This window comes from Streptomyces sp. NPDC057623, assembly GCF_042800355.1.
Classification (GTDB): Bacteria; Actinomycetota; Actinomycetes; order Streptomycetales; family Streptomycetaceae; genus Streptomyces.
On the sequence record NZ_JBHVGZ010000045.1, the window covers coordinates 1 to 21,868 of the forward strand.

The following is a 21,868-nucleotide window of genomic DNA, read 5'->3' on the forward strand; positions in this document are numbered from 1 at the left end:
GCGCCGGTCCATGTGGCGCCGGCGACCACCGACATCGACACGGCCCAGGGATGGTTCGAGCAGTACGAGGGCGCCGGTCTGGACGGTGTCATCGCCAAGCCGCTCACCTTGCGCTACCGCCAGGACGAGCGGGCCATGTTCAAGATCAAGCACGAGCGGACCGCGGACGTCGTCGTCGCGGGCTACCGCCTCCACAAGAGCGGGCCGATCGTGGGCTCCCTGCTGCTCGGTCTCTACGACGACCGGGGCGCACTCCAGCACGTGGGTGTGTCGGCGGCCTTCCCCATGAAGCGGCGTGCCGAACTGATCGAGGAGCTGGAGCCGCTGCGCATGGCGGATGTCGCGGGGCACCCGTGGGGGGCATGGGCCGACGAGGCGGCCCATGAGTCGGCCCGGCTGCCGGGCGCGCCGAGCCGCTGGTCGGGCAAGAAGGACCTGTCCTGGGTGCCGCTGCGACCGGAGTGGGTGGCCGAGGTGGCGTACGACCACATGGAGAACGGTGCCCGCTTCCGGCACACGGCCCGCTTCCGCCGCTGGCGCCCGGACCGGACCCCCGAGAGCTGCACCTACGCGCAGTTGGAGGAGCCGGTCCGCTACGACCTGGCGGAGATCTTCGCGCCGCGGACCTGACGGGCGCCGCAGACCTGACGGGCGTCCGCGTCCGCCGGGCGCGACCGGCAGAGCGGAGCGGGGCTCAGGGCTTCATCAGCACCTTGACCGCGCCCTCCTGCTTGCGCTGGAACATCTCGTACGCGTGCGGGGCGTCACTCAACGGCACGCGGTGGGTGGCGAAGTCGTCGACGCCGAGGGGGTCCTCGTCGGTCAGGAACGGCAGGATGTCGTCGGTCCAGCGGCGCACGTTGGCCTGCCCCATCCGGATCTGGATCTGCTTGTCGAACAGGGTGAGCAGCGGGATCGGGTCCGCCATGCCGCCGTACACGCCGGACAGGGAGATCGTGCCGCCGCGCCGCACCAGGTCGATGGCGGTGTGGAGGGCGGCGAGCCGGTCGACGCTGAAGCGTTCGGCGAACGGACCGCTGATCTTGCGGGGCAGCATCGCCGAGGCCGACTGGGCCAGCCTGGCGGCGGCACTGCCGTGGGCCTCGGTGCCGACCGCGTCGATCACGGCGTCGGGGCCGCGGCCGTCCGTCATGTCGCGGATGGCGGCCACGAGTTCCTTCTCGTCGTCGAAGCTCCTCAGGTCGTACGTCTCGACACCCCGCGCGCGTGCCCGTCGCAGTCGCTCGGGCACCAGGTCCACGCCGAACACCTGCTCGGCGCCCTGCAACCGGGCGACCCGGCAGGCCATGTCGCCGATGGGACCGAGGCCGAGCACGGCGACGCTGCCGCCTTCCGGGACCTCGGCGTAGCGGACCGCCTGCCAGGCGGTGGGCAGCACGTCGGAGAGGTAGACGAACCGGTCGTCGTCCGGCCCTTCCGGGATCTTGATCGGGCCGTACTGCGCCTGGGGGACGCGCAGGTACTCGGCCTGGGCGCCCGGCACCGCGCCGTACAGACGGGTGTAGCCGAACAGGGCGGCGCCCATGCCCTCGCCGGTGACCTGGGTGGTCTCGCACTGGGTCGGCAGTCCGGTCAGGCACATCCAGCAGTTGCCGCAGGCGATCTGGAACGGCACCACGACCCGGTCGCCCGCCTGAAGGTCCGGGACCCCGGCGCCGACCTCCTCGACGATGCCCATCGGCTCGTGCCCGAGGATGTCCCCCGGAGTCATGAACGGCGTCAGTACCTCGTACAAGTGCAGGTCGGAGCCGCACAGTCCGGTGGACGTGATGCGGATGACCGCGTCGGTCGGCTCCTGGATCGTCGGATCGGGCACGTTCTCCACGCGCACGTCGCGCTTGCCCTGCCAGGTCACTGCCCTCATCGCCCCGCGCTCCCTCCGTGGCGTGTGCGTCCGCTGGTGCGGTGGGCGCCGGGTACCCCCGCGCTCCCGCGCCGAATCGCTCGTACGGCCGACGGGTCGGCGGTGTGGGCCGATCGGCGGATTCACGGGGCCGGTCGTCACCGAGCGGGTATGTGCACCTATGAACAGATAAGCGCACAATTGATGACACGGACTGGGCGGGTGGCTGCGGGTGGCGACGGTGGGCAGGCGACGAGGGACGCGCACGAGACGCGCCACGACCATGGCGGGGCTGCTGGCCGCCGCACTGACGGCTTCCCTCGCAGCGGGCTGCACGACGTCCGACGGGCGGCGTGACGACGGCCGCGGCAAGACACCTGCGCCCTCGTCGTCGAACCAGAGCGGGGACAGGAACGAGAGCCGCGCGGACAGCCCCTCGGTGCTCGCCGTGAAGATCGACAACGCCCGTGCCGCCCGGTCCCACACGGGCCTGAACGCCGCCGACGTCGTGTACGTCGAGGAGGTCGAGGGCGGACTGAGCCGCCTGATGGCGGTGTACGCGACGAAGCTGCCCGAGTCCATCGGGCCGGTGCGCAGCGCACGTGAGAGCGATCTGGAGCTGCTGCGCCAGTTCAACCGGCCGACGCTCGCCTTCTCCGGGGCGCAGGGCAAGCTACTGCCCCTGATCGACAAGGCTCCTTTGCAGGCGGTGCCACCCGAGAAGGCGGCCGGCGCGTACTTCCGCGGCAAGTACCGTCCCTCGCCGCACAACCTGTATCTGCGGCCCCACCGGCTGATGGCCTCCGCCCCCGGGGCGCAGGCCCTGACGACCGGCTTCCGCTTCGGCGCCGCCCCGGCCGGCGGCAAGGCCACCACCTCGCAGACGGTGCGCTACTTCGCGGCCCGGCACACCTTCACCTGGTCCGAGAGCCGGCACCGCTGGCTCGTCGCCATGGACGGCAAGGCCGCCGAGACGACGGACGGGAAGCCGGTCGCGGCCGGGACGGTCGTCGTGCAGTACGTGAAGGTGCGCAAGTCCACCTTCCACGACTCCCTGGGCAAGAACACGCCGTACACCGAGACGGTGGGCTCCGGGAAGGCGCGGGTGCTGCGCGACGGGCGCGCCTACGACGTCGACTGGAAGCGTCCGAAGGCCACGGACGGCACGACGTTCACGACCAACGACGGGAAGCCGGTGAACTTCCAGCACGGTCAGGTGTGGGTGGTGTTCGCGAACGCGTCCTGAGCGACGGGCGCGAGCGGGCCGACGAACCGGCCGACGAACGGGCGCGTGACCGTCCGGACCGAGGATCAGGATTGTGCGACGAGGGGTTCCGAGGGGTTGCGGAGCCCCTCGGCCGCGTCCGCGACGCGCCGGATCAGATCGAAGAAGAGTGCCTGCTCATCGGTGGCGAGCGGGGCCAGGAAGACCTGGTTCATCCGAGCCGTGCGCACGGTCAGCTTCTTGTGCGTGCGCAGCCCCTCGTCCGTGAGGCGCAGCAGGAAGCGGCGGCCGTCCTGCGGATCGCGGACCTTGTCGAGCAGCCCGCGGCGGCCGAGCCGGCTGATCACCTCGGCGATCGTGGACCGGTCGAGCCCCACCCGCTCCCCCACCGTCCGCTGGTCCAGGCCCGGCTCGGCGACGAGCGCGTTGAGGACGGCGAACTGGGGCGAGGTGATCTCCTCGGAGACCATCGTGTTCCACAGCAGGTAGTGCGCCTGCTGGAGCCGCCGGGCCAGATGCCCGGGGTGGGTGGTGAGGTCCACGGCGCCCATGCGCGCTCCCTGGTCGTAATCGTCGGTGCACTGAACAATACCGGACCGAGGTGGGGCTGTCTTCGGGATGAACGGGTCATGGGTTTCGCATTTACCGAGGTCTTGACGGCTTCTCGCTCCAGTGGCAGCGTGAGGGCCAACCTCGTATAAATAATCAGTGCCCTGACTATTCCGGGTGCTGAGAGCTCGGAAGGGATGGGGCTTCTCGGATGGACAAGGTGGTCGCCACGGCCCTAGAGGCGGTGGCCGATGTGGGTGACGGCACGTCGCTGGCGGTGGGTGGTTTCGGGCTGAGCGGTGTGCCGAACGTGCTGATCCAGGCGCTGTACCAGCGCGGCGTGTCCGGGCTGTCGGTCGTCTCCAACAACTGCGGGGCGATGGAGTCCGGCCTGGCCGTGCTGCTCGCGGCAGGGCGCATCGCCCGGGTGACCGGCTCCTACATCGGCGCGAACAAGGAGTTCGCCCGCCAGTACCTGTCCGGGGAGCTGGAGGTCGAGATGATCCCGCAGGGCACGCTCGCCGAGCGGCTGCGGGCCGGCGGCGCCGGCATCCCCGCCTTCTACACCCCCGCCGGAGTGGGCACACAGGTCGCCGACGGCGGACTGCCCTGGCGCTACGACGGCTCCGGCGGGATCGCGCTCGCCTCACCGCCGAAGGAGGTACGGGAGTTCGACGGCACCGAGTACGTGCTGGAGCGCGGCATCCGTACCGACTTCGCCCTGGTGCGGGCGGCCAAGGGGGACCGGCACGGGAACCTGGTGTTCAACAAGTCCTCCCGCAACTTCAACCCCCTCGCGGCGATGGCGGGCAAGGTCACGATCGCCGAGGTCGAGGAACTCGTGGAGCCCGGTGAGATCGATCCGGACGCGGTGCATCTGCCGGGGATCTTCGTGCAGCATGTCGTCGCGCTCACCCCGGAGCAGGCGGCGGACAAGGGCATCGAACGGCGCACGGTTTCCGCGCCCGAGGCACGAGGGACGGTGGGCTAGCCATGGCGTGGACACGGGAAGAGATGGCGGCGCGGGCCGCGCGCGAACTCCAGGACGGGCAGTACGTCAATCTCGGCATCGGTCTGCCGACGCTGATCCCGAACTACCTCCCCGAGGGTGTGGAGGTGATCCTGGAGTCGGAGAACGGCATCCTGGGCACCGGCCCCTACCCCACCGAGGACCAGGTCGACCCGGACCTGATCAACGCCGGGAAGGAGACCGTCACCGTCCTGCCGGGCGCGTCCTTCTTCGACTCGGCGCTCTCCTTCTCGATGATCCGCGGCGGGCACATCGATGTCGCCGTGCTCGGCGCCATGCAGGTCTCCGCCTCCGGTGACCTGGCGAACTGGGCCATCCCCGGCAAGATGATCACCGGGATCGGCGGCGCGATGGACCTCGTGCACGGGGCCCGCACGGTCATCGTGGTGATGACCCACAACGCCAAGGACGGCTCGGCGAAGATCCTCACCGAGTGCGCGCTGCCGCTCACGGGCAAGGCGTGTGTGAACCGGGTCATCACCGACCTCGGCGTCATCGACGTGACACAGGACGGGCTGGTTCTCGTCGAGACCGCTCCAGGCGTGGCCGTTGACGAGATCATCGCCAAGACCGACGCAAAACTCACCGTCGCGGAGAATCTGCTGTGAACACCGTTTACATCGTGGACGCGGTCCGCTCCCCGATCGGACGCTACAACGGCACCCTCGCCTCCGTCCGCCCGGACGACCTGGCCGCCCACGCCCTGCGTGAACTCCTCGTCCGCACCCCCGACCTGGACCCGGCCCTCATCGAGGACGTCTACTTCGGCAACGCCAACGGCGCCGGCGAGGAGAACCGCAACGTGGGCAGGATGGCCGCGCTCCTCGCCGGCCTTCCCACCTCCGTGCCCGGCGTCACCGTCAACCGGCTGTGCGCCTCCGGCCTGGAGGCAGTCATCCAGGCGGCCCGCGCCATCGCCGCCGGCGACGCGCACATCGCCGTGGCCGGCGGCGTCGAGTCGATGACCCGGGCGCCGTACGTGCTGCCCAAGTCCGACAAGCCCTTCCCCGCCGCTCACACGGAGCTGTACTCCACCACCCTGGGCTGGCGCATGGTCAACCCGCGGATGGCACCGCAATGGACCGTCCCGCTGGGCGAGTCGGCCGAACTCATCGCCGAGAAGCACAAGATCAGCCGCGAGCAGCAGGACGAGTACGCGCTGGCCTCGCACCAGAAGGCGGCCGCGGCCCAGCAGCGGGGTCTCTTCGATGCCGAGCTCGCCCCCGTGTCCATCCCGCAGCGCAAGGGCGACCCGCTCCTCTTCGCCGCCGACGAGTCCGTACGGGCCGACGCCTCCCGCGCGGCGATGGCGAAGCTCAAGCCGTCCTTCCGCGAGGAGAACGGCACGGTCACCGCGGGCAACGCCTCGCCCCTCAACGACGGAGCCGCCGCCCTGCTCCTCGTCGACGAGGAGGGACTGAAGGCCACCGGCCGCGAACCGCTCGCCCGGATCTCCACCACCGGCGTGCACGCCCTCGACCCCGACTACTTCGGCCTCGCCCCCGTCGAAGCCGTCAACCGAGCCCTCACCAAGGCGGGCAGGACGTTCGACGACCTGTCGGTCCTGGAACTGAACGAGGCCTTCGCCGCCCAGGTGCTGGGCTGTGTCGCCGAATGGCCCGAGTTCGACCCGGCGATCCTCAACCCCCAGGGCGGTGCCATCGCCCTGGGTCACCCCCTCGGCGCCTCCGGAGCCCGCCTCGCCGGCACCGTCGCCCACCAACTAGCCCGCAAGGGCAGCGGCGTCGGCGTCGCAACCCTCTGCATCGGCGTCGGCCAGGGCCTCGCCCTCGTCCTCGAACGTTAAGGAAACGCGGGATCCCCCATGACTCTCACTCAGCACGACATCGACCAGGAGATCGCGGCCGAGCGCGCCGCCTACGAGAAGCGCGTCGCCGACGGTGGCCCCGTCGAGCACCAGCCGCGCCGCGACTACACGCCCTACCGCTCCTCGGTGCTGCGCCACCCCAAGCAGCCGCCGATCGCGATCGACGTCAGCAAGGACCCGGAGCTGGTGGAGCTGCACTCCCCCGCCTTCGGCGAGCGGGACATCACCGAGATCGACAACGACCTCACCCGGCAGCACAACGGCGAGCCGGTCGGCGAGCGCATCACCGTCGAGGGCCGGCTCCTCGACCGTGACGGCCGTCCGCTGCGCGGCCAGCTGATCGAGGTCTGGCAGGCGAACTCGGCCGGCCGCTACGCCCACCAGCGCGAGCAGCACGACGCCCCGCTGGACCCGAACTTCACGGGCGTCGGCCGCACGCTGACCGACGACAGCGGCTTCTACCGCTTCACCACCGTCCAGCCGGGCCCGTACCCGTGGCGCCAGCACGTCAACGCCTGGCGGCCGGCCCACATCCACTTCTCACTCTTCGGTACAGCGTTCACCCAGCGGCTGGTGACACAGATGTACTTCCCGAGCGACCCGCTGTTCCCGTACGACCCGATCATCCAGTCGGTGACGGACGACGCGGCCCGGCAGCGGCTGGTCGCGACGTACGACCACAGCCTGTCGGTGCCGGAGTTCTCGATGGGCTACCACTGGGACATCGTCCTCGACGGACCGACCGCCACCTGGATCGAAGAGGGACGCTGACCTGCTATGACGAAGATCGACACGAGCCGCCCGGAGACCGTGCTCCCGACCCCGTCGCACACGGTCGGCCCCTTCTACGGGCACGCCCTGCCCTTCCCCGGCGGCGGCGACATCGCGCCCCTCGGACACCCGGACGGCATCGCCCTCCAGGGCTACGTCCACGACGGCGAGGGAAACCCGCTTCCCGACGCGTTCGTGGAGCTGTGGAGCGCCGACCCCGACGGCAACGTCCCGCAGGTCGACGGCTCGATCCGGCGCGACCCGGCGACCGGCGGCTACCTGGGCCGCAACGGCGTGGAGTTCACCGGGTGGGGCCGCGTCCAGACCGACGCCAACGGGCACTGGACGGCGCGGACGCTGCGGCCGGGCGCGCGCGGGCGGAGCGCCCCGTACATCAGCGTGTGCGTGTTCGCGCGCGGCCTGCTGGTGCATCTGTACACACGGATCTACCTGCCGGGCGACGACGCGGCCCTCACCGCGGACCCGCTGCTCGCCCGGGTGCCGGCGGAGCGGCGCGACACGCTGATCGCGCGGGAGCAGCGCGATGGCACCTACCGTTTCGACATCCGCCTTCAGGGCGAAGGCGAGACGGTCTTCCTGGAGTTCCAGTGACTTCTCCCGATCCGGACACCGGCCTGCTCGCCCCCGGGTGGGCAGGCTCCCCCGCCGCCTCCGCGACCGGCGACGGCGCCTACCTCCAGGCGCTGCTGGACGCGGAGGCCGCGCTCACCCGGGCGCAGTCCGCGCTGGGCCTGGCCCCGGCCGAGGCGGCGACCGCGGTCACCGAGGCCGCCGACGCCGGCCGCTTCGCCGTACGGTCCCTCGCCGAGCGTGCGCGCTGCGGCGGCAACCCCGTCATCCCCCTGGTCGCCGATCTGACCGGGGCCGTCGGTGCGGAGTACGGCCCGTATGTCCACCGGGGTGCGACCAGCCAGGACATCCTGGACACGGCCACGATGCTGGTCGCGCGTCGCACGCTGGACGTCGTACTGGCCGACCTCGACCGCACCCAGCGGGCCCTGGCCCGGCTCGCCGCCGACCACCGCGACACCGCGATGGCGGGCCGGACGCTCACCCAGCACGCCGTACCGACGACGTTCGGGCTGAAGGCGGCCGGATGGCGGTCGCTGGTGCTGGACGCGCGGGACCGGGTGACGGCCGTACGGGACTCGCTGCCCGCCCAACTGGGCGGCGCGGCAGGGACGCTGGCCGCGTTCGGGGCGTACGGCGCGAGCGAGCCGACCGCGCTGCCGGCGGCGTACGCCCGCGAGCTCGGCCTGCGGACGCCCGAGCTGCCCTGGCACACCCTGCGGACGCCGATCGCGGATCTCGCCGGATGCCTCGCCGTCACGGCGGGCGCGCTCGGCAAGGTCGCCGTGGACGTCCTGATCCTGGCCCGCACCGAGATCGCCGAGGTCGCGGAGGGCAGCGGCGGGGGTTCGTCCGCCATGCCGCACAAGTCCAATCCCGTACGGGCCACCCTGATCGACTCCGCGGCACGGCGGGCGCCTCAGCTGGCGGCCACCCTGTACGGGTCGCTGGCCGCGCAGGACGAGCGGCCGGCCGGCGCCTGGCACGCCGAGTGGGAGCCGCTCAGGGACCTGCTGCGGCTGGCCGGCGGGGCCGCCCGGGACGCCGCGGAGCTGACCGAGGGGCTGCGGGTGAGGCCCGACGTCATGCGGGAGCACCTCGACCTCACCCACGGACTGGTCGTCTCCGAGCGGCTGTCCGCCGAGCTGGCCCCCGTGCTGGGCCGGGCCCGCGCCAAGGCCCTGCTCACGGACCTCGCCCAGCGGACCTACGCCGAAGGGCGCAGTCTGCGTGAACTGCTCGCCGAAGAGCCCGAGTTGAAGAACGTCGACCTCGACGAACTCGCCGACCCCGCCCGATACACCGGCTCCGCCGGAACCCTCACCGACCGTGCTCTGGAGCGACGTTGACCGAGAAACTCCTCAACCACCGTGCCGAGGGCTCCGCTTCCGCTCCGCCGCTGCTTCTCGGCCCCTCGCTCGGCACCTCGTACGCCCTGTGGGACAAGGTCGCGCCCGAGCTGTCGATCACCCATCGGGTGGTCCGCTGGGATCTGCCGGGGCACGGGGGTTCGGCGGCCGATCTCATCGGCGCGGGCGCGACGGTCGGCGACCTCGCCGACCTGGTCCTCGCGCTCGCCGACTCGCTCGGCATCGGGCGGTTCGCGTACGCGGGGGTGTCGCTGGGTGGTGCGGTGGGGCTGCACCTGGCCGTGCACCATCCCGAGCGGGTCTCCTCGCTGGCCGTGATCTGTTCATCGGCGCACTTCAACGGCGCCAAGCCGTGGGAGGAGCGGGCCGCGGTGGTGCGCGGTCACGGGCTGGCGAGGCTCGCCGCGGGCGCGAACGACCGCTGGTTCACCTCCGGCTTCACCGTGCCGGAGCTGGTCCGGGACCACCGCGACGCCGATCCGGACGCGTACGCCGCCTGCTGCGACGCGCTGGCCGCCTTCGACCTGCGCGAACGGCTGGCCGAGATCTCAGCGCCCACGCTGCTGATCGCGGGACGGGAGGATCCGGCGACGCCGCCGCCGCATCTGCGGGAGATCGCGGACGCCGTTCCCGGTGCCGCGCTCGTCGAGCTCCCGGGGGCCTCGCATCTGGCCCCGGCGCAGTGCCCGCAGGCCGTGCTGAGCGCCCTGCGCGCGCACCTCGGCGAGGGCGCCAAGCGGGGCATGGAGGTGCGGCGCGAGGTGCTCGGTGACGCCCACGTCGACCGGGCACAGGCCCGCCAGACGCCGTTCACGGCACGCTTCCAGGACTTCATCTCGCGCTACGCCTGGGGCGAGATCTGGACCGACCCGACGCTCAGCCGCCGCGAGCGCAGCATGATCACCCTGACGGCGCTGGTGGCCCACGGCCACTACGACGAGCTGGCCATGCATGTCCGGGCGGCCCGGCGCAACGGGCTGACCCCTGAGGAGATCGGGGCCGTACTGCTCCAGACGGCCGTGTACTGCGGGGTTCCGGCGGCGAACTCGGCCTTCGCGGCGGCCCAGCGCGTCCTTGCGGAAGAGGAAGGGTGACTCTGCCGGCCCCGTACCCGGCCTGCGAGCAGCCGTCTCACACCACGCCCGACAGCAACGCCGCCTCCGCCTGGGCAACCAGCCCGTCCGCCCCGCACGACCGCGCCAGCGTCAGCCCGCGCTGGAGTTCCGCGGTCGAGCGGGCGGCGATGCCGTACTCGACGCGGGCGGCCGCGTGTTCGTACTGGCAGGGCGATGCCTCCAGGTAGGTGACGGCCTGCTCGGCGAGGCGTACCGCACGCTGGCCGGTCTCCAGGGCGGCGGCGCAGCGCAGGGCCTCGCCGATGGCGGTGTCGGTGCCGAGCCGCTCGGCGTGCCGGCGGACGTCGGTGGCCAGCCGGGCGGCGCGCGGCGGGTCCTCGTTGGCCAGGGCACGGGCCAGGTCCACGGCCCAGGGGACCAGCACCGGGTTGTGGTGGCCCCGTACGGCGGCCGCCTTCTCCGCCGCCTCCAGCTCGTTGATGCCGTCCTTGGTGCGGCCGACAGCCAGGAGCAGGCGGCCGCGGACCGAGCGCGGGTCCGGCAGGACGATGGTGGACGGGTAGGGCGGGGCGAAGCCGTACTGCTCGGCGATCTCCCAGGCCGCGTCGACGTGCCCGCGGGCGAGCAGCGTGTCGACGAGGTTGCAGGTCGCGGACCAGTGCAGGGGCAGTCGGCGGCCGACGCGCTCGGCGAGCGCCAGCGACTTGCGCAGGGATGCCTCGGCCTCGCGGAGCCGGCCGCGCCTGCGGTGTCCCACGCCGACGTAGGCGTGGGCCAGGGCGAGGTGGCCGCCGCTCCAGCCGGCGGACTCGTAGGCGCGCAGTGCCTCGTTGTAGAGGGACTCGGCCCGGTCCAGGCGGTCGGTGAAGGCGTAGGAGTTGGCCAGCATCATCAGCAGCTCGATGCCCCACTCCGGGTCGGTCCAGCCGAGTCCGGGGGCGAGGCGGCCGTTGACGAGGGCTCGGTCGCAGAGTTCGGCGACCTCCTCGGCGCTCTCGCCGCGGGCCATGACGTCGAAGCCGCGCAGGATGAGCAGGGCGCGCTCGGAGTTGTCACGGCCGGCGCAGGTCCCGGCGAGTTCGGCGAGGCGTGCGGAGCGCTCCGGGGAGGTGGCCTCGCCCGCGTGGATGCCCTCCCACATGAACTGCACGGCCTGGAGCCGGAGCCTGGCGGGGCCGGCCTGGTGCCGGGCGGCCTCCGCCTCGACGGTGCGGACGGCCTCTTCCAGCTGGTCGTTGTGGAGCAGGGCCTGGGAGAGGCGGTAGACGGCGTCGACGCGTTCGCCGCCGTCGAGACCGGGCATGGCGAGGGCGGTCTGGAGGTGGTCGATGGTGGTGGCGGGCGCGGTGAGGAGGGTGGCGCAGCCCAGTTCGTGGAGCACGCGGGCGTGGGCCTCGGGCAGGGGCGGTTCCAGCAGGGCGCGCTCCAGACAGCGGCGGGCCGCGTCGGGGGCGCCGACGGCGAGGTGTTCGCGGGCCGCCTCGCGCAGCTGCTCGACGAGTTCCTCGTCGTTGTCCGGGTGGACCTCCAGGAGGTGGCGGGCGGCGACCGCGGCGCCGCGGCCGTTGTCGGTGACGACTCGGGCGGCGATGCCGTGCATCGCGGTGCGCAGTGCGTCGGGGATGGAGTTGTAGACGGCGGTGGCGATCAGCGGGTGGACGAACTCCAGCTCGCCGTCGTGCGGTTGGGCGCCGGCCGGGTCGGGCACGGTGAGGATGCGGGCGGTGCGCAGCAGGTCGGCGCAGCGCACTGCCTCGTCCACGCTCATGGTGGCGAGCTCGGCCACCAGGTCGACGGAGATGCCGGTGCCGAGGATCGCGGCCGCCCAGGCGAACCGGGTGGCCTCGATGCCGAGCGTCTCCAGGCGGGCGACCAGGCCGCCGCCGCGCGCCGCGCGGTTCAGGGCGCGCAGCTCGCCGGCGGCGGACTCGGTCGGCTCGAACTCGCTGTCCTGCACCTTGGCGAGGAGTTCGACGGTCTCGTACGGGTTGCCGCCGGTCACCGCCCAGACCTCGCGGCAGAAGGGGGCGTCGGCGTGCGCGCCCAGGGTGGTGCGGGTGAGACCGGCGGTGGCGTCCGGGGTGAGGGCGCTCAGGGTGGCGACGGAGCCGCCCGCGGCGGCGACCGCGTCGAGGTGGCGGGCGCTGTCGCCGCTCACCTCGCCGGGGCGGCGGGCCACCACGACCAGGACGTTCTGCTCGCCGAGGCGCTCGGCGAAGGCGGCGAGCCAGCGCAGGGTCTCCTGGTCGGCCCAGTGGGCGTCGTCGACCATCAGCACCAGCGGCCAGTCGCGCCGGGCCAGCCGGCGTACCGCCGCCACCAGCCCGTCGCACACGCCCTGCGGGTCGGCCTGGCGCTCGCCGGGTTCCGTGATGCCGAGGGCGGGTCCGGCGATGTCGTACCAGTCGCCGAGGTACTCGCGTGCCTCTTCGGGCATCAGTGACAGCAGGGCGGGCTGGAGCAGCTGCCGGACGACGTTGAAGGGAACGGAACTCAGGGTCTCGCTGCCCCGGGCGGACCACACCTGGCAGCCGCGGGCCTCCGCGATACGGCGTGTTTCGGCCAGCAGCGCGGTCTTGCCGATTCCGGCCTCGCCCCGAAGCACCAGGAGACTGCCCGAGGAGGACCTGTCCGCGCACAGGGTGTCGAGTGCCCGCTCGACGGCGGCGACTTCCTCGTCGCGCTCCCACAGGGAGGCCGAGGCGGCCTGTGTGGGCCGTACCTCCGTCATCCCGCTACCTCCCCAAGTCGCCCGAACGACGTACAGACCTCGAGCGTAGCCGTCCTATTGGCTAAGTGGAGGCGGGTCCGGGCAGCTGTTGCCGTGATGGGTGACAACGGGTGCGCGCGGGCGACGCGCAGGGCCCGCAACCAGCCCGGGCGAAACTGACTGACAGTCAAAATCCAGCCGCTCAACCGCTCTTCGAGACAGGAGCCACGGACATGGCGCCGACATTCTCCGACCGGGTCCCGGCCCGGCCCCGCAAGGCACTCGTCGCGGGTTCGGTCGGCAACTTCATCGAGTGGTACGAGTTCGGCGTCTACGGCTACTTCGCGACGATCATCGCGGCGCGCTTCTTCACACCCGAGGGCGGCAGCGAGGCCGAGGCACTGGTGAGGACGTACGCGTCGTTCGCGCTGGCGTTCTTCTTCCGGCCGGTCGGAGCGGCCGTGTTCGGCCGGCTCGGCGACCGGATCGGCCGGCGTCCGGTGCTGATCCTGGTGATCGCGCTGATGACCGGGGCGACGACACTGATCGGCGCGCTGCCCACGTACGACACGGTCGGCGCTCTCGCCCCGTGGCTGCTGACGTTCCTGAGGGCGCTCCAAGGTCTGTCGGCGGGTGGGGAGTTCGGGGGCGCGGTGTCGGTGATGACCGAGTTCGCGCCACCCGGGCGACGGGGTCTGTACGGCTCGTGGCAGTCGTTCACGGTGGCTCTGGGGCTGCTGGCCGGCGCGGGGGCGGCGGCACTGCTGGCCACGGTGCTCACCGAGGCCCAACTGGGCGACTGGGGCTGGCGGTTGCCGTTCCTGCTGACGTTGCCGCTGGGACTGGGCGCTCTGTGGCTGCGGCTGCGGCTGGACGAGACGCCGGTGTTCCGCGAGGAGCGGGCGGCCGAGCGGCCGAGGGGGTCCGAGGTCGCGGCGGCGATCGCGCTGGGCGCCGGGCGGATCATGGGATGGGCGGCGGCCGGGTACACCTTCCTGGTCGTGCTGCCGTCGTACCTCCAGTCCACGCTGGACGCGTCCTTCCAGCAGGCGCTGGTCGCCACGGTGCTGGCCAACCTCGGTTTCGCGGTGACGATCCTGCCGGCTGGGTGGCTCAGCGACCGGATCGGACGGCGGGCGGTGATGCTGACGGGGGCGGTGCTGGTGGTGGTGCTCGCGGTGCCGCTGCTCAACCTTCTCCAGGACCCCGGCGTTTCCCTCACCGTGAAGGGTGCGGCAGTGTGGGGCGCGGGTGCCGTGGTGGGGCTGATGGCGGGACCGGGTCCGGCGATGCTCGCGGAACTGTTCCCGACGAACGTCCGTCACACCGGGCTGGGACTCGCCTACGCCCTGTCCAATGCGGTGTTCTCGGGCTGTGCCGGACTCATCATCACGGAGACGGTCGAACGGACCGGGAACGTGGACATCCCCGCGTACTACGCGGCCGCGACCTGCGCGGTGAGCGTCCTCGCGCTCGCCACCGTACCGAAGGCGTGGGTGCGGGAGCCGACGGCCGCGGCCGAGGGGGCGCGGAAGGCGACGCGAGCGAAGGAAGCGAAGGGAAAGGCGGGTTGAGCGAATGCGGGTGATCGGTCTGATGTCGGGCACCTCGTACGACGCCGTCGACGCCGCGGCCGCCGATCTGAGCCTCGTCGGCGACGGCCTGGTCCTCAAGCCGCTGGGGCTGGTGAGCGAGGTGTACGACGAGGCGCTGCGGGAGGAGCTCGGGGCGGCGCTGCCGCCGGGGACGACCTCGATGGCCGAGGTGTGCCGGCTCGACACGCGGATCGGGCAGGCCCTCGCGTCGGCGGCCGTCCGCGCCGACCGTGAACTGTGCGACGGGCGCGCCGAGTTGGTCGCCTCGCACGGGCAGACGGTCTACCACTGGGCCGAGGAGGGGAAGGTCCACGGCACTCTGCAACTCGGGCAGCCCGCGTGGATCGCCGAGGCGACCGGGCTGCCCGTGGTCGCCGACTTCCGGCCACGCGACATCACGGCCGGCGGACAGGGCGCCCCGCTGGTCAGCCTGGTCGACCTGCTGTGGCTGCGCGGCCGGCCCGGCACCCCCGTCGCCCTCAACATCGGCGGGATCGCCAACCTCACCGCACCCGACGGCACGGCCTTCGACACCGGGCCGGGCTGCGCGCTGATCGACGCGGCGGCGCGGGGGTTCAGCGGCGGACGGCTGGCGTACGACGTGGACGGGGCGCTGGCCGGTCGCGGCACGGTCCATGAACCGCTGCTGCGGCGCCTTCTGGAGGAGCCCTACTACGCGCTGCCCGCCCCGAAGACGACCGGCAAGGAGCTGTTCCACCTGGGCCATCTGCGAGACGCGCTGGCCGGGTTCGCGACCCTGCCCGCCGAGGACGTCGTCGCCACGCTGACCATGCTCACCGCGTGGACGGTCGCCGACGCCGTGCGCGCGGCGGGCGCCACCGAGGTGGTCGCCTCGGGTGGCGGCACCCGTAACCCCGTCCTGATGACGATGCTCGGACAACGGCTGCCCGGGGTCGTGCTGCGCACGTCCGACGCGCTGGGGCTGCCGGCCGCGGCGAAAGAGGCGTACGCCTTCGCCGTACTGGGCTTCCTGACCGCACACGGGCTCCCCGGAACCGCACCGTCGGCCACGGGCGCCCGCCACGCGCGCGTGCTCGGCTCCATCACCCCGGGCCGGGACGGGCTGCGGCTTCCCCCGCCCGCCGAAAGGCTCCCGGTACGGCTCGTCCTGGAGTGAGCCCGGCCGAAAGCGCGGGTGCGGGGCCGGATTCCGTGGGTCCGGGGCCGGTTCCTCTCATCCGACTTTCACCGACACCTCATACGGTGGGCGCATGACGCAGGTGACTCCTCCCGGCTGGTACCCCGACCCGGGGCAGAAAAGTGATGGTCCGCCCACCGAGCGCTGGTGGGACGGCAAGGCATGGACGGACCAGGTCCGGCCCGCGGGGTCGACCGACGTATGGGGTCCTCCGGAGCAGTTGGCGGCCGGCGGGGCGTATCCGGTGCATCCCGGTTATCCCGGCCGGCCACAGTCCGGCGGGCGGCGCGGTCTGCGCACCGGGATAGCCGTGGGAGTGGCCGCGGTGGTCCTCGCGAGCATCGGCGTCGGCGTGTACGCGCTGACCGCCGACGACGGCTCGGGCGGCGGCAGCGCCAACTCCCAGCAGCAGGGGCAGGGCGGCTCGGGCGGACAAGGTGGTCAGGGCGGCCAGGGCGGGCCCGGAGGAGGTCAGGGCGGCCCCTTCGGCGACTCCGGTGGTGGCAACGGCGGCTCCGGGGGCGGCGAGGGCGGTTCCGGCGGACAGTCGCCCGCACCCGACCAGTCCGAGGCGCCGAAGGTGGACAGCGGTTCGGTGACCGACGCCGTGAGCGGGATCAGCCTCCCCATCCCGGACGGCTGGTACGGCCAGCAGATCAACTGGGGTGCGCATGTCGGGTCGGACGAGACGTACAAGTGCCCTTCCGACACCTCCCAGACCTGTATGAAGGGCGGCGCCTACTCGGCACCCGCGCTCGCGCACGGCACCAAGGGCGACACGGCCGAGGAAGTCGCCAAGGCGGACATCGCGGCCAACGCCGACGAGTCGTACGGCAAGGGGTACGGCGAGATCACCTCGCACGAGGTGCTGGCCTCGAAGGCGGTCACCGTGGCCGGTCAGAAGGGCTACATGGTCCGCTGGAAGGCGGTGACGAGCAAGGGATCCGACGGCTACGTCGAGTCGCTCGCCTTCCCCTCGCCGGTCAGTGAGCGGCAGATCGTCGTGGTCCGACTCGGCGTCGACGTGAGCGAGGGACAGTCGGTCCTCGACGAGATCGCCAAGGGCATCAAGGTGTCCACCGGCGGCGGCAACGGCCAGGACGTCTGACGCGCCCTCTGTCCCACGCACCCCGGACATGATGCGGCCGGGTGGGGCGCCTCTCCGCTCAAGAGGAACCCCACCCGGCCGGGGGGTGCGCGCCGCCCCCGTCCCCACGGTGCGGCGCGGAACAGGTCGCCGTCCAGTCATCCCGTGGACGGCGGCCTGAGTCTCAGGTGAGGCCCAGTGCCGGCAGCACGGCGGCCTCCACGAAGCGGACGAGATAGTCGGGGTCGGCGTCCTCGCCCTCCAGTACGGGCCGGGCGCGCAGCACTCCGAAGATCTGGACCGGGATGTACTCCAGCGCGGGATGATCGGCGGCGACCTCCCCGCGTTCCACCCCACGCCGGAGAACCTGGCGCAGCGCGTCGATCTCGGGGTCGACGAGGGCCTCGCGCAGCGCGCACTTGAGTTCCGGGTCCTCCATCACGGCGTGTCCCAGCGCCTGGAACAGCCGCGTGTCCTTGCCGGACCACGCCCCTGCGGCCCGCGCCGCCTCGCGCAGGTCACCGGCGAGCGTGCCGGTGTCGATGCCCTCGAAGCGGGTGAGCCGGCTCGCGCGCAGGGCCGCCGCCACGAACTGGGGCTTGGTCTTCCACTGCCGGTACAGCGTGGACTTGCTGCATCGCGTGCTGCTGGCGACGCCCTCCATGGTGACGGCGTCGTAGCCGCACGCGCGGATCTGTTCGAGCACGGCGTCGAAGAACTCCTGCTCACGCTGGGGCGTGATCTTGGAGCGGCGCGAGGCGGCGACCGTCTCCGGTCCGTCCGCGGCCTGCGACGTCATCGGCTCTCCTCCTCACTCGCTGCGGCGGCCCCGCGGTGTGTCCGAGGCCGCGCTTCCAGTGTGTCGCACGTCTATCGATACGCCACTGTACCGGAACGCCGCCGTATCGGTACAGTGGCGTATCGGTACACCAGCGTTTCGGTACCGAGACGTATCGGTACGCTGCCGTACCGATGCTCCAGCACCACCCACCGTTCAGCGAAAGGGCCGGGGGAATGAATGGCCGCACCGAGCCTTCTCAGGCGGATACCGACGCGATAGCGCGGCCTCCGCTCGTCCGGGAGCTCCTGCTCGTCGTAGGGCTCTTCCTCGTCTACAAGTTCGGCCGGCAGCTCGCCACGGGCCACACCGGCGAGGCGTTCCGCAACGCCGACCGCGTATGGGACCTGGAACGAGCCGTCCATCTGCCCGGCGAGGGCTCGGTGCAGCGCCTCCTGCTGCACGGCGACACGCTCGTACACGTCGCGAACACCTACTACGCGACCGTTCACTTCCCGGCCACCGCGGCCTTCCTGGTCTGGCTGTATCTGCGCCGCCCCGCCCACTACGTCTGGGCCCGCCGCGTCCTCGCCGCGGTCACCGCCGCCGCCCTGGTGGTGCATCTGGCGTTCCCGCTGGCCCCGCCGCGCATGCTCGCCGCGACCGGCCTGATCGACACCGGGCAGGTCTTCGGCCCCTCCGTGTACGGCTCACCCGAGACCGACCACCTCTCGAACCAGTTCGCGGCGATGCCCTCGCTGCACTTCGGCTGGGCCCTGCTGGTGGCGATCGGCCTGATCGTGGCGACCCGCTCACGGTGGCGTTGGCTGTGGCTGCTGCACCCGCTGCTGACCCTGCTGGTCATCGTCGGCACGGCCAACCACTACTGGCTCGACGCGATCGTGGCGACGGCCATGCTCGGCATCGCGCTCGCGGTGATCAACCTGCCGCGGCGCACCGCGACCACAGCCGGACGCGGCGCCGACCAGCTCGTACCGGCAGCCCGGGACGAGGAATCCGTACTCGTGGGAGCGGGCCGATGAACGCCACCCTTGTCGCCGTCGTCCTGTCCCTGTTCTCCGCCGCCGCCTACGCCGCCGCGGCCGTCGCACAGGAGCGACTGGCCGCCCGCGCACCCGGGTCGGGGCTGCGCCGGCTGGTGGGCTCCGGCGCCTGGTGGGGATCGGTCCTCCTCAACGGCTCCGGCGCCCTGCTGCACGTCGTGGCCCTGAAGTACGGTCCGCTGACCGTGGTGCAACCGCTCGGTGCGCTCACCCTGGTGGCCGCGGTGCCGCTGGGCGCGCGCATCGCGGGGCGGCGGGTCAGCGCGGTCGAGTGGCGCGGCACGGCGCTGACGCTGCTCGGCCTGGCGGCGATCCTCGTCACGGCGTCCGCGCACGCGCCCGACGAGGTACTGAGCACGTCCGAGGCCCTGGCGGTGGCCGCGGTGACGGTGATGCTGATCGGCATGCTGTCGCGGGGGGGGGGAGGGGGGGGAGGGGGGGGAGAGGAAGAGTCCGGCTTCGCCTCCGGGGTCGGCTCGGCGCTCACACAGACCGTGACGGTGGCCGTGACGGACCACTCCGCCCCGCTGCTCAGCCTCCAGGTGGCCGGGGTGGCGCTGCTGGTCGCGGCCCTCGCGGCGAGCGGACTGCTGCTGTCGCAGACCGCCTACCGGGGTGGCCTGGGCGCCCCGCTGGCCGTGGTGACGCTGGCCAACCCGCTGGCCGCCGCGGTGATCGGGCTCGTCCTGCTCGGCGAGCGGCTGCAGGGCGGCGCGGCGGGCATCCTGCTGGCGCTGGCCGGGGCGGGGCTGGCGTCCTGGGGCGTGGTGCTGCTCAGCCGGGCGACGCCCGAGCCCGGCGTCACGCACTCCCCAGTCCCGGACGTCACGCACTCCCACGCGACCGGCGACGAGCACCCGGTGGCCGCCGTACTGGCCCTGGAGCCCGAGTCGGCGGCACAGGAGCCGGCGTTGATGCCCCGCCAACCGCGGCCGGGGCATCTCACACCGCTGTGAACCCGGCTACTCCGTGATGATCGCCGGGTCGCTCACACCCGGCCGCCCGTTCTCGACGTGCCCGGCGAACCGCCGCAGGAACGCCGGGTCGGCGTCGGCGGTGACGGTCAGGTCGTACCAGCGCCGGCTCCCGGCGAGGTCGACCGTGCGGCACACGGTGGCGCCGGGCCGCACGGTCACCGTCGTGGCGCGACCGCCGTACCCGTTGGCGACCTTCAGACGAACGCTCGCCGCCCCCTTGTTGGTGAAGGTCAGCTCGACGTCGTCACCCGAGTGCCGGGCGGTGACCTCGGCGCCCGCCGCCTTGTTCGACCCCTTGAACCAGCGCACGAAGCCGGCCGGGCCGTGCACGGTCAGGTCGTACGAGCCGTTCGAGTACGCCGAGTTCCAGGTGTCCGCGATGCTCTTGCCGGCCTCCGTGGTGTACGTCCAGGGGCCGTCGGTGCGGTTGCCGGACGTGACGTGGAAGGCGGCACCGGCCTTGGCCCCCGAGGCGAAGGCGAGCGTGAACCTGCCGGCCGCGGCGTCGACGGAGCCGTCCACGTGCGGGGCGTACTTGAGCGGCCGGGTGGGGCGCGGGCCGCGCTCCTGGCGGGGCATGTCCGGGTCGGCCGGCGGTGTCGGCTTGTAGTCGGGGTGCCGCTCGCGGTCCTGCGGCTCGTACTCGTCCGTCTCCGGCAGCGCGGCGGGGCGGCTGTCCTTGCGGGAGAAGTCGAAGGCCGAGGTCAGGTCGCCGCAGATGGCCCGGCGCCAGGGCGAGATGTTCGTCTCCTTGACGCCGAAGCGGCGCTCCATGAACCGCAGGATCGAGGTGTGGTCGAGGGTCTCGGAGTTGACGTACCCGCCCTTGCTCCACGGGGAGACGACCAGCATCGGCACCCGCGGACCGAGGCCGTAGGGGCCGGCCGGGCGGTTGCTGTCGCCCTTGTAGAGGTCGAGCGAGACGTCGACGGTGGACTTGCCCCGCGAGGCGTCCTTCGGCGGGAGCGGCGGCACCACGTGGTCGAAGAATCCGTCGTTCTCGTCGAAGGTGACGAACAGGGCCGTCTTCGACCAGACCTCCGGGTTGGAGGTGAGGGCGTCCAGGACCTGGGCGATGTACCAGGCGCCGTAGTTGGAGGGCCAGTTCGAGTGCTCGGAGAAGGCCTCGGGGGCGGCGATCCAGGAGATCTTCGGCAGCTTCCCGGCCTTGACGTCGGCCTTCAGCAGGTCGAAGTAGCCGTCGCCGTTCTTGGCGTCGGTGCCGGTGCGGGCCTTGTCGTACCAGGGCTCACCGGCCTTGGCGTCGCGGTACTTGTTGAAGTACAGCAGCGAGTTGTCGCCGTAGTTGCCGCGGTAGGCGTCCTGGATCCAGCCCCAGGAGCCGGCCGCGTCCAGGCCGTCGCCGATGTCCTGGTAGATCTTCCAGGAGACGCCCGCCTGCTCCAGGCGCTCGGGGTAGGTCGTCCAGCCGTAGCCGAGCTCGTCGTTGCCGAGGACCGGGCCGCCGCCGGTACCGTCGTTGCCCGTGTGGCCCGTCCACATGTAGTAGCGGTTCGGGTCGGTCGAGCCGATGAAGGAGCAGTGGTAGGCGTCGCAGACGGTGAAGGCGTCGGCGAGGGCGTAGTGGAAGGGGATGTCCTCACGGGTCAGGTACGCCATGGTCGTGGTGCCCTTGGCGGGGATCCACTTGTCGTACTTGCCGCCGTTGTAGGCCTGCTGGCCGTCGGTCCAGCCGTGCGGGAGGCCCTCCAGGAACTGCATGCCCAGGTCGTCGGCGTCCGGGTGGAACGGCAGGATGTCCTTGGTGCCGTCCGACTGGTGCCAGTTCGACCTGCCGTTGTCCAGCTTCACCGGGCGCGGGTCACCGAAGCCGCGGACGCCGCGCAGCTTGCCGAAGTAGTGATCGAAGGAACGGTTCTCCTGCATCAGGACGACGATGTGCTCGACGTCCTCGATCGACCCCGTGCGGTGGTTCGCCGGGATGGCGGCGGCCCGCTGGATGCTGCTCGACAGAGCGGTGAACGCCGTGGTCGCGCCCGCGAGTTGGAGGAATCTGCGGCGATTGACTTCGGGCATGAGTGTGGGACCTCTTCCCATAGGGGGGATTTGACCGGCCGGCTGGTGACGGAAGCCGCGCGGAAGGAGTGTTCCAGGAGCACCAAACGTCAGGGAAGGGTCCGGTGGCGCTCGTGTGAAAGTCGTCGGTACGGGAGGTGTGCCGGGGCCGGGGTGC

The 21,868-nt window shown here is 72.2% G+C and carries 19 protein-coding genes; 14 read left to right on the forward strand and 5 right to left on the reverse strand.

Annotated features, from left to right (window positions below; all coding sequences use genetic code 11):
- On the forward strand, positions 1–630 hold a 630-nt coding region (locus ACFU95_RS33640; protein ID WP_383835578.1), incomplete at its 5' end, for an ATP-dependent DNA ligase.
- 64 nt (positions 631–694) lie between these two features.
- On the opposite strand, the gene ACFU95_RS33645 is transcribed toward ACFU95_RS33640, so the two are convergent.
- A complete protein-coding gene (locus tag ACFU95_RS33645; RefSeq protein WP_383835581.1) occupies positions 695–1,885 on the reverse strand; it encodes a zinc-dependent alcohol dehydrogenase in 1,191 nt (396 codons plus the stop codon).
- 262 nt (positions 1,886–2,147) lie between these two features.
- Here ACFU95_RS33645 and ACFU95_RS33650 point away from each other — a divergent pair, with 262 nt between their 5' ends.
- Entirely contained in the window at positions 2,148–3,110 is a 963-nt protein-coding gene (locus ACFU95_RS33650) for a DUF3048 domain-containing protein (RefSeq protein ID WP_383835584.1), read from the forward strand.
- Between the two features lie 65 nt (positions 3,111–3,175).
- Here the strand turns inward: ACFU95_RS33650 and ACFU95_RS33655 are convergent, their stop codons facing one another.
- Entirely contained in the window at positions 3,176–3,640 is a 465-nt protein-coding gene (locus ACFU95_RS33655; protein ID WP_383835587.1) for a MarR family winged helix-turn-helix transcriptional regulator, read from the reverse strand.
- A gap of 209 nt (positions 3,641–3,849) precedes the next feature.
- Here ACFU95_RS33655 and ACFU95_RS33660 point away from each other — a divergent pair, with 209 nt between their 5' ends.
- The 7 genes from ACFU95_RS33660 to pcaD are packed head-to-tail and all read left to right on the forward strand — an operon-like array spanning position 3,850 to position 10,322.
- Positions 3,850–4,629, forward strand: coding sequence for a CoA transferase subunit A (locus tag ACFU95_RS33660; protein WP_383835590.1), 780 nt, complete (start codon positions 3,850–3,852; stop codon positions 4,627–4,629).
- Between the two features lie 2 nt (positions 4,630–4,631).
- The gene (locus ACFU95_RS33665) at positions 4,632–5,276 is read left to right on the forward strand and encodes a CoA transferase subunit B (RefSeq protein ID WP_383835593.1); all 645 of its coding nucleotides are present in this window, start codon (positions 4,632–4,634) and stop codon (positions 5,274–5,276) included.
- Positions 5,273–6,475: a thiolase family protein gene (locus ACFU95_RS33670; RefSeq protein ID WP_383835596.1), complete on the forward strand. Its 1,203-nt coding sequence runs from the start codon at positions 5,273–5,275 to the stop codon at positions 6,473–6,475. The genes ACFU95_RS33665 and ACFU95_RS33670 overlap by 4 nt, the downstream gene beginning before the upstream one ends.
- Before the next feature lie 18 nt (positions 6,476–6,493).
- Entirely contained in the window at positions 6,494–7,267 is a 774-nt protein-coding gene (pcaH, locus tag ACFU95_RS33675) for a protocatechuate 3,4-dioxygenase subunit beta (protein ID WP_383835599.1), read from the forward strand.
- Positions 7,268–7,273: 6 nt separating this feature from the next.
- On the forward strand, positions 7,274–7,879 hold the full coding sequence (gene pcaG / locus ACFU95_RS33680) for a protocatechuate 3,4-dioxygenase subunit alpha (protein WP_383835602.1): 606 nt from the start codon (positions 7,274–7,276) through the stop codon (positions 7,877–7,879).
- Positions 7,876–9,207 (forward strand): 3-carboxy-cis,cis-muconate cycloisomerase, encoded by a 1,332-nt coding sequence (pcaB, locus tag ACFU95_RS33685; protein WP_383835605.1) that lies wholly within the window; start codon positions 7,876–7,878, stop codon positions 9,205–9,207. Before pcaG ends, pcaB begins: the two co-directional genes overlap by 4 nt.
- Entirely contained in the window at positions 9,204–10,322 is a 1,119-nt protein-coding gene (pcaD, locus tag ACFU95_RS33690) for a 3-oxoadipate enol-lactonase (RefSeq protein WP_383835608.1), read from the forward strand. The genes pcaB and pcaD overlap by 4 nt, the downstream gene beginning before the upstream one ends.
- A gap of 37 nt (positions 10,323–10,359) precedes the next feature.
- On the opposite strand, the gene ACFU95_RS33695 is transcribed toward pcaD, so the two are convergent.
- Entirely contained in the window at positions 10,360–13,035 is a 2,676-nt protein-coding gene (locus ACFU95_RS33695) for an ATP-binding protein (RefSeq protein WP_383835611.1), read from the reverse strand.
- Between the two features lie 212 nt (positions 13,036–13,247).
- On the opposite strand from ACFU95_RS33695, the gene ACFU95_RS33700 reads away from it, so the two are divergent.
- From ACFU95_RS33700 to ACFU95_RS33710, 3 genes are all read left to right on the forward strand, one after another.
- Positions 13,248–14,588 carry an MFS transporter gene (locus ACFU95_RS33700; protein ID WP_383835614.1) on the forward strand — a complete coding sequence of 447 codons (1,341 nt, stop codon included), beginning with the start codon at positions 13,248–13,250 and terminating at the stop codon, positions 14,586–14,588.
- A 4-nt stretch (positions 14,589–14,592) separates the two neighbouring features.
- Positions 14,593–15,747, forward strand: coding sequence for an anhydro-N-acetylmuramic acid kinase (locus ACFU95_RS33705; protein ID WP_383835617.1), 1,155 nt, complete (start codon positions 14,593–14,595; stop codon positions 15,745–15,747).
- A gap of 94 nt (positions 15,748–15,841) precedes the next feature.
- Positions 15,842–16,876 carry a DUF2510 domain-containing protein gene (locus ACFU95_RS33710; RefSeq protein ID WP_383835620.1) on the forward strand — a complete coding sequence of 345 codons (1,035 nt, stop codon included), beginning with the start codon at positions 15,842–15,844 and terminating at the stop codon, positions 16,874–16,876.
- A 163-nt stretch (positions 16,877–17,039) separates the two neighbouring features.
- Here the strand turns inward: ACFU95_RS33710 and ACFU95_RS33715 are convergent, their stop codons facing one another.
- Positions 17,040–17,654: a TetR/AcrR family transcriptional regulator C-terminal ligand-binding domain-containing protein gene (locus ACFU95_RS33715; protein WP_383835623.1), complete on the reverse strand. Its 615-nt coding sequence runs from the start codon at positions 17,652–17,654 to the stop codon at positions 17,040–17,042.
- Between the two features lie 215 nt (positions 17,655–17,869).
- Here ACFU95_RS33715 and ACFU95_RS33720 point away from each other — a divergent pair, with 215 nt between their 5' ends.
- Positions 17,870–18,676, forward strand: a complete 807-nt coding sequence (locus ACFU95_RS33720; RefSeq protein ID WP_383835625.1) for a phosphatase PAP2 family protein — start codon at positions 17,870–17,872, stop codon at positions 18,674–18,676.
- Positions 18,673–19,653 carry a hypothetical protein gene (locus tag ACFU95_RS33725; protein WP_383835628.1) on the forward strand — a complete coding sequence of 327 codons (981 nt, stop codon included), beginning with the start codon at positions 18,673–18,675 and terminating at the stop codon, positions 19,651–19,653. The genes ACFU95_RS33720 and ACFU95_RS33725 overlap by 4 nt, the downstream gene beginning before the upstream one ends.
- A 6-nt stretch (positions 19,654–19,659) precedes the next feature.
- Here the strand turns inward: ACFU95_RS33725 and ACFU95_RS33730 are convergent, their stop codons facing one another.
- Positions 19,660–21,711 carry a phosphocholine-specific phospholipase C gene (locus ACFU95_RS33730; protein WP_383835631.1) on the reverse strand — a complete coding sequence of 684 codons (2,052 nt, stop codon included), beginning with the start codon at positions 21,709–21,711 and terminating at the stop codon, positions 19,660–19,662.
- Positions 21,712–21,868: the final 157 nt, after the last annotated feature.

Coding starts and splice junctions, on each gene's coding strand:
- ACFU95_RS33730 (WP_383835631.1), bottom strand. CDS start 21,711: ATGCCCGAAGTCAATCGCCGCAGATTCCTCCAACTCGCGGGCGCGACC.
- ACFU95_RS33725 (WP_383835628.1), top strand. CDS start 18,673: ATGAACGCCACCCTTGTCGCCGTCGTCCTGTCCCTGTTCTCCGCCGCC.
- ACFU95_RS33695 (WP_383835611.1), bottom strand. CDS start 13,035: ATGACGGAGGTACGGCCCACACAGGCCGCCTCGGCCTCCCTGTGGGAG.
- ACFU95_RS33655 (WP_383835587.1), bottom strand. CDS start 3,640: ATGGGCGCCGTGGACCTCACCACCCACCCCGGGCATCTGGCCCGGCGG.
- ACFU95_RS33645 (WP_383835581.1), bottom strand. CDS start 1,885: ATGAGGGCAGTGACCTGGCAGGGCAAGCGCGACGTGCGCGTGGAGAAC.
- ACFU95_RS33715 (WP_383835623.1), bottom strand. CDS start 17,654: ATGACGTCGCAGGCCGCGGACGGACCGGAGACGGTCGCCGCCTCGCGC.
- pcaH (WP_383835599.1), top strand. CDS start 6,494: ATGACTCTCACTCAGCACGACATCGACCAGGAGATCGCGGCCGAGCGC.
- ACFU95_RS33710 (WP_383835620.1), top strand. CDS start 15,842: ATGACGCAGGTGACTCCTCCCGGCTGGTACCCCGACCCGGGGCAGAAA.
- pcaG (WP_383835602.1), top strand. CDS start 7,274: ATGACGAAGATCGACACGAGCCGCCCGGAGACCGTGCTCCCGACCCCG.
- ACFU95_RS33700 (WP_383835614.1), top strand. CDS start 13,248: ATGGCGCCGACATTCTCCGACCGGGTCCCGGCCCGGCCCCGCAAGGCA.
- ACFU95_RS33705 (WP_383835617.1), top strand. CDS start 14,593: ATGCGGGTGATCGGTCTGATGTCGGGCACCTCGTACGACGCCGTCGAC.
- ACFU95_RS33660 (WP_383835590.1), top strand. CDS start 3,850: ATGGACAAGGTGGTCGCCACGGCCCTAGAGGCGGTGGCCGATGTGGGT.
- ACFU95_RS33665 (WP_383835593.1), top strand. CDS start 4,632: ATGGCGTGGACACGGGAAGAGATGGCGGCGCGGGCCGCGCGCGAACTC.
- ACFU95_RS33650 (WP_383835584.1), top strand. CDS start 2,148: ATGGCGGGGCTGCTGGCCGCCGCACTGACGGCTTCCCTCGCAGCGGGC.
- ACFU95_RS33720 (WP_383835625.1), top strand. CDS start 17,870: ATGAATGGCCGCACCGAGCCTTCTCAGGCGGATACCGACGCGATAGCG.